Source organism: Prevotella corporis DSM 18810 = JCM 8529 (assembly GCF_000430525.1).
Taxonomy (GTDB): Bacteria; Bacteroidota; Bacteroidia; order Bacteroidales; family Bacteroidaceae; genus Prevotella; species Prevotella corporis.
Map to the genome: position 1 here is coordinate 1 of NZ_AUME01000058.1, position 12,123 is coordinate 12,123.

Here is a 12,123-nt window from a genome sequence, read left to right on the forward strand (position 1 = left end):
CTGCACTAAGAAAGTACAAGACCGAACGCAACAGTGCCTACTTCACGTATATGGACTTCCCGGCTCAAGTGCAGAGGTGCATATATACGACCAACTGGATTGAAAGGCTCAACAGGAAGTACAGGAGAACCATCCAAATGAGAACATCCATGCCATCAGAAAAGTCTGTCATCTTCCTCCTGGCAGCCGTGGCGATGGAGGAAACAAAGACAACATATGAAAGGAGAATATATCAATTCAAAAACTGGAAAGAAAAGAATAAAATAACAGTGGAAGTACAGAGAAAGGAAAGATGAATTACACACTTTTAAGGACACTACCCTCCAGTTTGTTTTTGATTTCCTCAAAGAGGACAAATGTATTATTATCGGCCATAGTTATAAATGTATTTTACGTTTTTTCTTTTTCTTCTTTTTGTCAAGTGTGTTGTAAACTTCCGCAGGGACAGTACCATGAGTTTGAAACAAATCCAATCCTCCTTCTATGAGGTTATTGTTAATTTCGCTCGTAACACTTGCAACATTGGATAGGAGGTTTATCATTCCTTGTGTCTGCTGTTCGTGTTCCCTGTTATTCTGTTGCAGGGCAAAGTCTATCTTGGAATAACTGAACCCCCTATCCACCTTTGAACCGTTGAAATGATAACCGTTCTTTTCAAAGATGATACCCTGAACATCCTGTGAGTTACCTTTATACTTGAAATGGACATCAATATCTTGTTCTTTCAAGTGAGTAAGTAGGGCTTTCCAATCCCTGCACCGAGCTATTTCTACTTTCAATGCCTGATAGATTTTATATTTTGTCTTATCGGGTTCTTTCAGGCGGTGTTCCTTGACATTCTCCTTGCCACCAGCGAAATACAAACCATATTTGGCGGTCAGTTCCTTGCAAATCTTCTCACTTCTGAATCTATCGTTACGGTCAGAAATGGTCTTGCCATTATTATCTATTCGGTTGAAAGCGATATGTACATGAGGGTGCTCTTTGTCAAAGTGGCGACCGATAATGTACTGTGTATCTTTTATCCCCATCTTCTCCATATACTCACGAGCCATTTGTGCCATGAACTTGTTACTTAATTTGGAAGAATCCTGTACAGAGAAACTTAGGGAAATATGCCCTACAACCTTACCCACTCGCGGATTAAGTTCTGTTTGGTCGATGAAACTTTGGGCAATATGACTAATACTGTCTGTCCGCACTCCGGAACTGTCTATAAGCTCCGTTCCTTTCTTCGGGTCAAGGATGTAATTGATTACACCCTTGAAGCCCGAACCTTTCAGTATCTTGGCTATCATCTTCGTATCAGATTTAATATTTCATCAATCTTGCCAATGATGGTTTTATGGAAAGGAGCAATGACATGAAATCCTTCCGCATTGGCGCGATGCGCCAACTGATTGAGATTATTTGCCATGCCACATAGTTTGCGGATGAAGTCTGCTTGCTCTATGGTCAGTCGTTCAATAACGTATCCTTTTACAAGAACTTTCCTTACAAACTCACTCATGGTTACTCCTGCGCTTTTGGCTTTGCCTTTAAGCGTATAGTAATCCTGCGTATTCAGTTTCACCGTGATACGGTATTTCTTCTTTTCGGCTACGCCCTTGGTTGGACGACCACCTTTTTTATATTCTGTTTTTATCATACTTGTTTCTTTAATTTGATTTGATGGAGACCAGCGGGATAATCCTCTGCAACGACTGTCAGGAGGTGGAGCAAGTAGTTTTGGTATGCCAAAAACATAAACTTGCTCCCCGAAAAACAGATTATGCCAAACTATTCCTATAATCATAGCTTAATCCCTTTATTTTTCTTGATTTCTGCTTTCTCTGAATGCTTGGATTCAGCACACAGATACTCGTTCAAATCCTTGAAACCATTGTATAAAGTTGATGCATCTGTAACAGGTTTTCCCAATTCCTTTGATAATTGCAGATAGGCATTTCTTCCTGCTTCATCATTATCCAAGAAACATTGCACACTGTCATAGTGCGATAATCTCTCTATCGCCTTATGAATATTCGTTACAGAATTCAATATCAAATAGTCCTGATTATTCAGTCCATTATGTTGTGGGTTCTGGATTCTCCTAAGCGTCATGAATGAGAGAAAATCAATAAAACCCTCAAAAAGAAAACACGCTTTCTTTGGCTTGTCGGCATAGAAATGACTGATATCTTTCGGTGCAATGCAGCCCTTGAAGAATGGATTGCGTAATTCGTAGCCACCTGCGATATTGGGAAAACCAATACCGAAGTAATGTTTGCCATGGGAGTCATAATGTAGTTCCTTACATACAGAAGCTGCCACCTCCAGATCAATACATCTGTCCCAGAGATATCTCATCAAAGCTGGGTGAGATAAAGGAAGTATTTGTAAATTCTCAAAATAGTTTGTTTGCTGTTTCTCCTTAATATCTGCAAATGATGTAGAATATATGGATGTACAATTGGGAACATTATCCTCTATCTTGCGAATAAGATACGACACATCAGAGGATTTGTAGAGCAGTTCTGCTAAGTCTATTATGTTTCCACCCTTGCCAATACCGAAGTCGTACCATTGGTTACGCTCGGTGTTTACCTTGAATGAAGCATGGCTCTCCTGACGAAAGGGGGAAAGATACCACAACTTGTTGCCTTGTTGCTTAGTGGGAGTATATCCCAGACTTGCAAGAAAATCCTGCAACTTTATTGTTTTAATTTCTTGTATGTTCATATTACAATGAATTTGAATGGTTTGAAAAATTGATGATTTGATGAAAATACACATAATCGTTTCATAACAAACAGGTTACCTGTTCATCATGGTTTCATCATAAAACTTACCAAAAAAATAAAGAATAACTCACATTCTATGATGTTGTCATTTCGACTTTTCTTGATTTCTCTATTTGGGATTCTCTGTTTTCAATGAAATCACGACATCGTTTTTTGACTCTTTCAATACCCCGATAGAATTTGTTTAGCAAGTTGTACTTTTGTGCGGACAAAAGTATGTTGCCGACTACACGAAGTCGGGAAAAGGATTCGCAAATTCCATCCCGATACCTGCCAAAAGAGGAACTAAATTCATTTCTCTTTTGGGCAGTATCAAAGATTCCTTTCATCATTCTTTTACATTGATGAGTGAAAAGATGAACTAAATAGGCATTATCAGTCAATTTGTTATGTTTATTTTTCATCATTTCATCAAAATAATGATTAAATGTTCGCGAGTTGTTCTTTGGTTACGGTATAATACCTACCAGTCCGTTTGATGGGTGAGTAGTTCCGCAAGCTGTTATAGTCTATCTGATAGGTTAGATACGTCAGCGTGTTGGATGCAGGAGTGAGTTTCCATATATCCTGCACTATCCTGCGAACTTGACTTTTATCAGCCTTACATCCTGTGTTGTTCAGCAGGCACACCATGTCATTGATGCAGAATGAAAACTCGGTAACAGCCATCTGTTCCATCACCTCTAAACAGAGTTCTGACATTTCCAACTCAACCTTATTTCGGTTACTCCGGATAATGCGCTGCAAGGCTGGAGTAAAGGTCAGTTTGGGAGCAAACCACATACGACTTTCCTTGTGGGTGGACAACGTTCGGTGCTGCAGGAAATAGAGAAAGGCTGGGATTTCTGCTTTCAGTTTTTGCAGAAAGTCGGTATCATCGTTTTTAAGATGCTCTATCTTCCTTACCCAATATCGGGTTTCTCCCACGTCTATGATGACTGGGAGTAACTCGTTATTGGAACACAGCACAAACTTAGCAAAGAAGGAGATTTCGTCTCGGTCTTTGCCCTTTGCTTCCACCTTATAAGAAAGAGTAGTGCTAAGGTTCTTCAATCTCTCACTATCTTCCCTACGGTTGAGTAATACCTCGTCCACAACAATGAGCAGCTTTCCTGCCCAATCCGAATTGAACTGACTGCGAAAATCCTCGTTAGTGTTGAAAGTTACATTGTTCTGGAAAACGGCTTTAAGGAAATTGAGGAATGTACTCTTCCCAGTATTGCGTTCCTCTGACACCATTAGGAGGATGGGTAGTTTCTGCACGGGTTGTAGATAGAGCAACTGCAAATAATCCATACCCAGCTCGTATTGTTCCCCGAAGATGTGACTTATAAGGGATTCAACGTGCGGAAACTCTCCCTCTTTTGCTTGGTGTCCTATTGGCTCGTAGAGATTGAGAAACTTGTCAATAACTGGTTGATAATTCACATGGTTAGGAACAGTACAGAAACCATCATACTTCGGTACAGTGGCAATGAAGTCCTTGCCATAGTCTTGCCGTAGCGTTTCGTTGTTCCATACGATACGCTTCTTGACGAAACCGCCATTGATGCGTGGTTGGTTCACGATCTTGTATAAGGTCGTGCCAACACGGATAAATTCTTCTTGTGCCATGAACTACTTCTGCATTAAAGGTTTGTTGCCCATGATATACCGCTGAGCTTCTTGATTTATTTGTGCAGCAGTTTTAACTGGGTTCTGCCGTAACCACGCCTCAAGCTCAGCTTTCTCAAAATAAAGCATCTTACCTTGTGGCTTATAATGAGGAATCAGATTGCCCGATGTGAGCTTGTAAAGATAACTCTTTGATAGATTGAGAAACTTGCTTGCTTCATCAAAGCTAAGCACATTTTTGTTTGTAAAGAGAAGTTGTTCGAGTTCGTAAACTCGTTCCTCTATGGTCTTTTCCATATTTTTTATTTATTGGGTAAAACGATAGAGGGTGCGCACCCTCGTTGCTGTTAACGAGGGCAAAATTAGAAACGATAAAAGGAACTGGCATTGAGCAATGCTTGACGTATCAACCTATGCTCAATCTTTTTTCAGTTGTTTGATGTATTTATCTATGATTTCCCATCCTTTCGGCTGCTTCATGTTGATTTGGTCTGTTGCAGTGGAAAGGTCGGTGCGTGTCAGTGGTGTATCTTTTGTTTTCCCCAAGACAAGTTCATTACGAGCAATCGCAGATTGCCATTCATCAGTAATAAACCCTCGAAGATTAAGGCTTTGCATGAGATATGCCAACTGGCGGTTGTTATTTGATTTTAGAACACCTTTTAGCTTACAAGCAAAGAAGTCTTTGAGTATCTTAGGAGATATGCAAGTTGTAAATAATTGAATTTCGTTGATGCAAGCGGTAAGTATCTCAATTTGCTCATCTGTAAAATTAGATTGAAATGGATTTGTTCCTTTACCAACGATGACAGGTTTCCTTTTCTGCTCACATGGTTCATCGTTTATCAAGACTGAAGAGCGAGACCGATCGGTTTGTACCTCTGTCAATTCAATTTGTTCTATTTCTCCTATGAGATATTTTGTGTATCGCTCATATAGAATTGCGTCGACAAGGTATGAGAACATCGGTAGAATATCATTATATACGGTGTGTTCCTCAATATACTTGGCATATTCAAATAAAGAAATGGAGAAGGAGGTATATTTCTGTTTTTGTTCTTTGGTCAGTGATTCAAAGAAAGTGCTTTCCCACAAAAAGTTATCATCTATGTAGTATTTCTCGACACATGCAAGGGCAGGATAATTCAGATAAATAGAAGATAGCTCGTCAGTTATTCGGATATATTCTTTTTGCAAAATCTCTTTGAACTGTATATTGTTGATGCAACCTTTCTTCCTCAGAATATTTCCAATGAGCACATTGTAGGTCTGAGTAATGCAGTAGTTTAATATTCGTTGAATACTGTCAAGCTGTATCTTTAGATTGTCATTTTCCATTTTGCAATTTTCTATGGTGGGTACTGTTTACAAAGATAGGGCATTCGTTGGAGAAAAAGCCAAGAAAGGGAAACAAACAGAATAAAAGGGAAGAGTTGTCGTTAATTAAATATAAATCTGAGTGACGAGAAACTATAAAAGTACACCTTTCTCATTGCATTGTTATATAGTACACTTTTAGTACGCATTGAAAAAGAAAAATCCCTTGTAAATCAAAGACTTACAAGGGATTTGTAGTACCCAGACCCGGGATCGAACCGGGATGGATTGCTCCACTGGTGTTTGAGACCAGCGCGTCTACCGATTCCGCCATCTGGGCATTTGGCTTTTCAGTAAAGCGGTGCAAAGATAATGAGAAAATCTGAATGGAGCAAACTTTTTTAGGAAAATCACAAAAGGAATATTCTCGGCTGAAGAGAATGAAAGGTGATTTTCTGGTGAAGGAGGGAGTTTTAAGGGTGGGGTTGAAAGATTCACAAAATAGTTATTTATTTCTTAAAACATTTGCTTTTCTTGATTTATTGGGATAACTTTGGGTGCTAATAAAAGAGTCTAAGCTGTCTATGAAGATGACTAATGCGAGTAATTATTATTGTGTGATACTGGCTGGAGGAAAGGGTCGTCGCCTTTGGCCGAGCAGCCGTGAGGAATTGCCCAAGCAGTTTATTGATTTTTTCAGTGAAGGAAGAACGCAGTTACAGCAGACTTTCGACCGTTTTGCAAGTATTATCCCCATCGAGAATATCTATATCAATACGAGTAAGCAATATCTTGATATCGTTTGTCGGCAGTTGCCGGAGCTTTCGAGGGATAATATCATGGCTGAACCTATCCATCGCAACACTGCGCCGAGTGTGGCATGGGCCACTCATCGTATTGGCAAACTGAATCCGGAGGCGAAAATAATCGTTTCGCCGTCTGATCAGAGTATTTTCAATATTGACATCTTCAGGCGGAACGTGCTTGAAGGGATGGATTTTGTGGCTCATCACGACTGTTTGCTGACGATGGGTATTAAGCCGACTCGTCCGGAACCTGGCTATGGTTACATACAAGAGGGCGAAAATGCCGGGACAGATAATATTTTCAAGGTGAAGGCCTTTACCGAGAAGCCCGACAAGAGCTTTGCGCAAATGTTTTGGGAGAGCGGTGAGTGGTATTGGAATACTGGTCTTTTCTTGTCGAACGTACAGTTCCTGACCTCCTGTCTTTATAATTTCTTGCCGGTGGTGCTGCGTAATCTTGATGCAAGGATGAAAGATTTTAGCATCGAGGAGGAGAATAACTTTGTTCAGGAATTTTTCCCTTCCTATCCAAATCTTTCTATTGACTATGGTGTGTTGGAGAAATCTGAGAATGTTTATGTGATGAAGTGTGATTTTGGTTGGGCTGATCTTGGGTCATGGCATGGCATTTATGAGTCGAGGAGCAGAGGGGATGGCGACAATGTTATTATCGACTCGGATGTCATCATTGAAAATTCAAGGAACAATATCATCAAACTACCAAAGGGCCGTCTTGGTGTCATCGATGCGTTGGAGGGCTACATAGTTGCAGAGCATGATAATGTGCTGCTGATTTGCAAGAAAGAAAATTCTTCGTCACTGGTGCGGAAGTTCGTCAATGAGGTACAGCTGAAGCGAGGTGACGATTTTGTTTAAGCTCCAATCTGGCATCAGACTGCAATTTCATAATTTGATGATGGCAATATAGCTTGCAGACCGCAGACCATTTGGGTTTAAAGGCATATGAGAATAAACGAATATCTTGAGAAAATAATTGAAGGCGAAGAATGGTTTAATCATTCTTCGCCTTCAATTTGTTTTGTGTTGATCAGCTTATATGAGCTTTTGAAATTCAGAGAAAATCTTGTTTGCTATCTCCTTTTGCTCGTCTTCAGCGACTTTTACGTGCTTCGTAAAGTTCACATCGGCCTCGTTGTCTATTGGGATGAGATGTATGTGGGCATGTGGGACTTCAAGCCCGAGGACAATCTGGGCTACTTTCTTGCATGGGAAAGCTGCTCTGATGGCGCATGCCACCTTCTTGGCAAACAGTTGGAACTCTGCCAAATCGGCATCTTCCATGTCGAAAATATAATCAACCTCTTTGCGTGGAATCACCAAAGTGTGGGCTTTCCTTACTGGGTTGATGTCAAGGAAGGCATAGAATTTCTCGTCTTCAGCGCATTTGTAGCTTGGTATCTCGCCAGCTGCAATCTTTGAAAAAATACTCATAGCGTTCGGTTATTGTTATAAGTCTATTGTGATTTTATCGACACGCAGCTTGATGGTGCCACGTGGAATTTTAATTTCAACCACATCGCCCACTTTCTTGTTGAGTAATCCCTGTGCGATAGGAGTTTGAATCGAAATCTTGCCTTGCTTCAGATTGGCCTCTGTCTCGCTGACGATGGTGTATTTCATCTTGGAATTGTTGCCCATATTGGTCATTTCAACTGTTGACATGATCTGTACGGCTTCATCACTTAGGCGTGAGACGTCAACGATTTTGGCCTGTGCGATGGTCATCTTCATATCGTTGATTTTATCTTCCAAGTGTCTTTGTGCTTCTTTCGCAGCATCGTACTCCGAATTTTCACTAAGGTCGCCTTTGTCTGCAGCTTCCGCAATAGCGGCTGATGCCTTGGGGCGATCTACTGATTCTAATTGTTTCAGTTCGGCCACGAGCTTGTCGTAGCCCTCTTGTGACATGTAAGACATAATTGAACTATTTTTGTTATACGTTTTTCAGATGGATATAAAAAACATAGAATTCCAACATCTGTATAATGTCGGAATTCCATATCCTTCAATTTCCTTTTTATTCCTAATTTTCTGCAAAGTTAGCCCTTAATTTTGAAATTGCAAAGATATGGAGGTTAAAAATGGTTTATTGCTCATCAAATCCCAATTGATCATTCGGCCGATGGTCAATTGCTTAAAATTAACTTCATCGCTTGCAGGGTGATGGACGTTCCGAATATCAAACGAAATGCAAGTAGGTACAAATCACAGAATTAGGCAACTCTCCATATCTGTCATCAGTCAGAAAAAACTGGCGGAACACCAGATGTTCCGCCAGTTAACAATAATACTATGATAATCTTTGATTTATTTTTTCATCAATCCTTTCAGCAGTTCGGGAATCTCGCTTGTCTCGCGAGCTACGGGAACACCTGCGGCCTCGAATGCTGCTACCTTCTCAGCTGCCGTGCCGGAACCGCTGGAGATAATGGCGCCTGCGTGCCCCATCTGCTTTCCCTTTGGTGCTTCGCGACCAGAAATGAAAGCTACGACAGGTTTTGTGATGTGCTGTTTGATGAACTCAGCTGCGCGTTCTTCTGCGTCGCCTCCGATTTCGCCGATGATAGCGATGCTGTCAGTCTCCGGATCGTTCTGGAACATTTCGAGCAGCTCTTGGAAGTAGAGTCCTACGATAGGATCGCCACCGACACCGATTGCCGATGATTGTCCCATTCCTGCTGCCGTGAGGTTGGCAACGACCTCATAAGTCAGCGTACCACTACGGCTGATGACGCCCGTGTGACCTTTCTTGAAGATGTTGGTAGGCATGATTCCTACCATACTTTCCTCTGGTGAAATCAGACCTGGGCAGTTAGGACCGATGAGGTTTGCGCCCTTGTCGCTGATGTAGCGATAAGCATCAACAACGTCGAGTGTCGGCACTCCCTCTGTGATGCAAATGATGAGTTTGATGCCAGCGTCGGCAGCCTCAAGCATGGCGTCCTTGGCAAATGGAGCTGGTACGAAAATCACTGATGTGTTGGCATTTGTGGCAGCAACAGCGTCTTTCACTGTGTTGAAAACGGGAATCCCGTCAACATCCTGGCCTGCTTTGCCTGGTGATGTGCCACCTACCACGTTTGTACCATAGCTCTTCATTTTTCTGGCGTGGAATCCGCCGTCACGACCTGTTATGCCCTGAACGATCAGTCGTGTATCTTTGTTGATTAATATACTCATTTTGTTTTAAGATATTGTTTAAGTAAGACAATTTGGATAATTACTTGCACTTTGCGCACAATTCTACGGCCATCTTTCCAGCCTCGCCCATTGTGTGGGCCACGTTGAACTTAGTACCTTTCAGGAGCTCGCGCCCTTCAGCCTCGTTCGTACCCGTCAGACGGATGACGATTGGTATATTGGTGTCGATGAGCTTGAAAGCTTCGATGAGACCGTTTGCCACGTCATCGCAACGGGTGATACCGCCGAAGATGTTGATGAGCACCACCTTGACGTGCTTGTCGGAGAGCAGCAACTTCATTGCCTCAACAATCTTTGTAGGGTTAGAACTACCACCGATGTCGAGGAAGTTAGCAGGATTTCCACCATAGAGCTTGATCATATCCATGGTAGCCATAGCCAGTCCGGCACCGTTGACCATGCAGCCGATCTCTCCGCCGAGGTTCACGTAACTGAAGCCCTTGTCCTTGGCTTCCTGTTCTTTCTTCTCCTCCTCTGTTGGTTCGAACATCTCGAAAATGTCAGGATGGCGGAAGAGTGCGTTGTTGTCGAAAGTCATTTTGGCGTCGATTGCCATTACCTGACCTTGTTCCGTGATTACGAGTGGGTTGATTTCGGCCAGTGATGCGTCCTTCTCCTTGAAAAGACGGTAGAGCTTCTGGAGGATAGGAGCTGCCTGCTTCACGTATGTCATGTCGTCGAAGAGCTTGAATGCAGCTTCGCGAGCAAGGTAATCGGGTAAGCCAATCAGTGGGTCGATTGGAATCTTCACAATCTTCTCAGGGGTTTCTTTTGCTACCGACTCGATGTCAACACCACCTTCACGGCAAAGCATCATGATGGCTCCTTTGGTTTTGCGGTCGATGACAATACTAACATAAAACTCTGAGGCGATATCCACGGCCTGTGCGACAAGGACGCGATCAACGGTGAACCCTTTGATATCCATGCCCAAGATGTCGGTGGCGCGTTGCTTCACTTCCTCCTCGGTCTTTGCAAGTTTCACACCTCCGGCTTTACCACGGCCACCAGTGTGCACCTGTGCCTTGATAACTGCCAATTCAACACCGAGTTTTCGGTAGGCCTCCACGGCTTCTTCCGGAGTACGGCAAACAAAACCTGGTTGCACAGCCATTCCGTAAGCAGCAAAGATTTCCTTTGCTTGATATTCATAGACTTTCATAGTAAATATAATTTGTTAATACTAAAAGTAATAATCTTTCCTAAGAGAAAACTTACAGTGTATGTAAAAACTGGAAATACGCTGGCTTTCGGATTAATAGCAGGTATCAAGAGTGGGTACATAGTTTAGTAAGTAGATCTTCTTGGGTTCAATATTTCAAATTAGTGGCAAATGTACGAAATCAAATTTAAATAAACAAATAGCTATGGATAAAAATTCAATATTTTTTTATTTGTCGAAAATCCACCGAGAAAACATCATTCTTATGAACGAAATTTGGGGGCGGACAATCTACTGGTGTTGGACGATTCGCTCACCTGAATGATGCTCTTCGTAATCATTCGCCGGATGAATTATCCACCGAAAGTTTGATAACGGACCATTTCATTCCATTATTGGAAACTTTTCATTTAAAAATGAGAAAATAATAAATTGAAAGTATAATTAATGAATTAATATAATCTTTCGCTTGATTTAAATCAATTAATGTGTTAAATTGATAAAATAATAGCAATATTATTTGCGAATATGTTAGATATGACTTACCTTTGCAATGTGTTTTTCATAGTATTAGATTTAAGGTTAACAAAGGTTGGACTACGGCGGTAGTCCTTTTTTTATGTCTTTACGCCAGTACCGACATGACTGAGGCTCCTGTGAGAAGCACGTGTCACCCCGAAGTTATTTCTCACTTCATCCTCTTTGATATCTCGTTGGTCAGTTGGCTAGAATCGTCGAATCGGATTTCAATTCCCGAATGCTGAATAGTGTCGAGTGCGTCATTTCGCGAAAATTTCGCAGAAGCAGAGCTTTCGCCAACTGATAGGTCAGCTTTCGCATGGCGAAAGGTCACCTATGGCGCTGCGAAAGGTCACCCATTACTGCCAGTCCCGTAAACTGCTGTCTTTTCCTGAATTCACTTGTCAGATCTGACGATTTATTTCTGTTTTACTTGTCAAATATTTTCCTGTTTACTGAATGACTTGACATTAACATTATATAGGTTAAATTTGAAGTCAGTGCACTTGTATAAAAGAAGATGGACAACACCTAAGTTCCGTCATATTTTCGGCAAGGTCTTAGGGGGCTCGATGCCCCCTGGGACCTTTGGTGAAGATGGCATAAGACCGTCGTTCGCCATATTTTCGGCGTTCCAAAGATACGTTATATTTTTCTTTTTTGCAAGCATTTATCTCTTTTTCCAAAGATTTCTCCCGGG

The 12,123-nt window shown here is 41.6% G+C and carries 12 protein-coding genes and 1 tRNA gene; 2 read left to right on the plus strand and 11 right to left on the minus strand.

Translation table 11 applies throughout. The annotated features are described in order from the left end of the window. A partial coding sequence (locus H515_RS13345; RefSeq protein WP_036891745.1) for a transposase occupies positions 1–296 on the plus strand: 296 nt, incomplete at its 5' end. Positions 297–377: 81 nt separating this feature from the next. On the opposite strand, the gene H515_RS0109620 is transcribed toward H515_RS13345, so the two are convergent. The 7 genes from H515_RS0109620 to H515_RS0109660 form a co-directional block, all read right to left on the minus strand. Next, positions 378–1,298, minus strand: a complete 921-nt coding sequence (locus tag H515_RS0109620) for a relaxase/mobilization nuclease domain-containing protein (protein ID WP_025877885.1) — start codon at positions 1,296–1,298, stop codon at positions 378–380. After that, the gene (locus tag H515_RS0109625) at positions 1,295–1,648 is read right to left on the minus strand and encodes a plasmid mobilization protein (protein WP_025877884.1); all 354 of its coding nucleotides are present in this window, start codon (positions 1,646–1,648) and stop codon (positions 1,295–1,297) included. The genes H515_RS0109620 and H515_RS0109625 overlap by 4 nt, the downstream gene beginning before the upstream one ends. Before the next feature lie 143 nt (positions 1,649–1,791). After that, positions 1,792–2,721 carry a toprim domain-containing protein gene (locus H515_RS0109635; RefSeq protein WP_025877883.1) on the minus strand — a complete coding sequence of 310 codons (930 nt, stop codon included), beginning with the start codon at positions 2,719–2,721 and terminating at the stop codon, positions 1,792–1,794. 485 nt (positions 2,722–3,206) lie between these two features. Further along, complete coding sequence (locus H515_RS0109645; protein WP_025877882.1) at positions 3,207–4,397, minus strand: primase-helicase family protein; 1,191 nt, start codon at positions 4,395–4,397, stop codon at positions 3,207–3,209. A 3-nt stretch (positions 4,398–4,400) separates the two neighbouring features. Beyond that, positions 4,401–4,694: a helix-turn-helix domain-containing protein gene (locus H515_RS0109650; protein WP_025877881.1), complete on the minus strand. Its 294-nt coding sequence runs from the start codon at positions 4,692–4,694 to the stop codon at positions 4,401–4,403. A 120-nt stretch (positions 4,695–4,814) separates the two neighbouring features. Then, the gene (locus H515_RS0109655; protein ID WP_025877880.1) at positions 4,815–5,735 is read right to left on the minus strand and encodes a hypothetical protein; all 921 of its coding nucleotides are present in this window, start codon (positions 5,733–5,735) and stop codon (positions 4,815–4,817) included. Positions 5,736–5,972: 237 nt separating this feature from the next. Then, positions 5,973–6,054: transfer RNA gene (locus tag H515_RS0109660), tRNA-Leu, on the minus strand. Positions 6,055–6,304: 250 nt separating this feature from the next. On the opposite strand from H515_RS0109660, the gene H515_RS0109670 reads away from it, so the two are divergent. Next, the gene (locus tag H515_RS0109670) at positions 6,305–7,396 is read left to right on the plus strand and encodes a mannose-1-phosphate guanylyltransferase (protein WP_028901889.1); all 1,092 of its coding nucleotides are present in this window, start codon (positions 6,305–6,307) and stop codon (positions 7,394–7,396) included. A 177-nt stretch (positions 7,397–7,573) separates the two neighbouring features. Here the strand turns inward: H515_RS0109670 and H515_RS0109675 are convergent, their stop codons facing one another. The 4 genes from H515_RS0109675 to sucC all read right to left on the minus strand — a co-directional run bounded on the left by H515_RS0109675 (position 7,574) and on the right by sucC (position 10,904). Further along, positions 7,574–7,972 (minus strand): HIT family protein, encoded by a 399-nt coding sequence (locus H515_RS0109675; protein WP_025877879.1) that lies wholly within the window; start codon positions 7,970–7,972, stop codon positions 7,574–7,576. 15 nt (positions 7,973–7,987) lie between these two features. Then, positions 7,988–8,458, minus strand: a complete 471-nt coding sequence (gene greA / locus H515_RS0109680; RefSeq protein ID WP_025877878.1) for a transcription elongation factor GreA — start codon at positions 8,456–8,458, stop codon at positions 7,988–7,990. 390 nt (positions 8,459–8,848) lie between these two features. Beyond that, positions 8,849–9,721: a succinate--CoA ligase subunit alpha gene (sucD, locus tag H515_RS0109685; protein ID WP_025877877.1), complete on the minus strand. Its 873-nt coding sequence runs from the start codon at positions 9,719–9,721 to the stop codon at positions 8,849–8,851. 40 nt (positions 9,722–9,761) lie between these two features. Continuing rightward, positions 9,762–10,904, minus strand: a complete 1,143-nt coding sequence (gene sucC, locus H515_RS0109690) for an ADP-forming succinate--CoA ligase subunit beta (protein ID WP_025877876.1) — start codon at positions 10,902–10,904, stop codon at positions 9,762–9,764. Between the last annotated feature and the right edge of the window lie 1,219 nt (positions 10,905–12,123).

Excerpts from the sequence above, each read along its gene's own strand:
- H515_RS0109645 (WP_025877882.1), bottom strand. The coding sequence starts at position 4,397 with ATGGCACAAGAAGAATTTATCCGTGTTGGCACGACCTTATACAAGATC.
- H515_RS0109650 (WP_025877881.1), bottom strand. The coding sequence starts at position 4,694 with ATGGAAAAGACCATAGAGGAACGAGTTTACGAACTCGAACAACTTCTC.
- sucD (WP_025877877.1), bottom strand. The coding sequence starts at position 9,721 with ATGAGTATATTAATCAACAAAGATACACGACTGATCGTTCAGGGCATA.
- H515_RS0109670 (WP_028901889.1), top strand. The coding sequence starts at position 6,305 with ATGACTAATGCGAGTAATTATTATTGTGTGATACTGGCTGGAGGAAAG.
- H515_RS0109635 (WP_025877883.1), bottom strand. The coding sequence starts at position 2,721 with ATGAACATACAAGAAATTAAAACAATAAAGTTGCAGGATTTTCTTGCA.
- H515_RS0109655 (WP_025877880.1), bottom strand. The coding sequence starts at position 5,735 with ATGGAAAATGACAATCTAAAGATACAGCTTGACAGTATTCAACGAATA.
- H515_RS0109620 (WP_025877885.1), bottom strand. The coding sequence starts at position 1,298 with ATGATAGCCAAGATACTGAAAGGTTCGGGCTTCAAGGGTGTAATCAAT.
- greA (WP_025877878.1), bottom strand. The coding sequence starts at position 8,458 with ATGTCTTACATGTCACAAGAGGGCTACGACAAGCTCGTGGCCGAACTG.
- H515_RS0109675 (WP_025877879.1), bottom strand. The coding sequence starts at position 7,972 with ATGAGTATTTTTTCAAAGATTGCAGCTGGCGAGATACCAAGCTACAAA.
- H515_RS0109625 (WP_025877884.1), bottom strand. The coding sequence starts at position 1,648 with ATGATAAAAACAGAATATAAAAAAGGTGGTCGTCCAACCAAGGGCGTA.
- sucC (WP_025877876.1), bottom strand. The coding sequence starts at position 10,904 with ATGAAAGTCTATGAATATCAAGCAAAGGAAATCTTTGCTGCTTACGGA.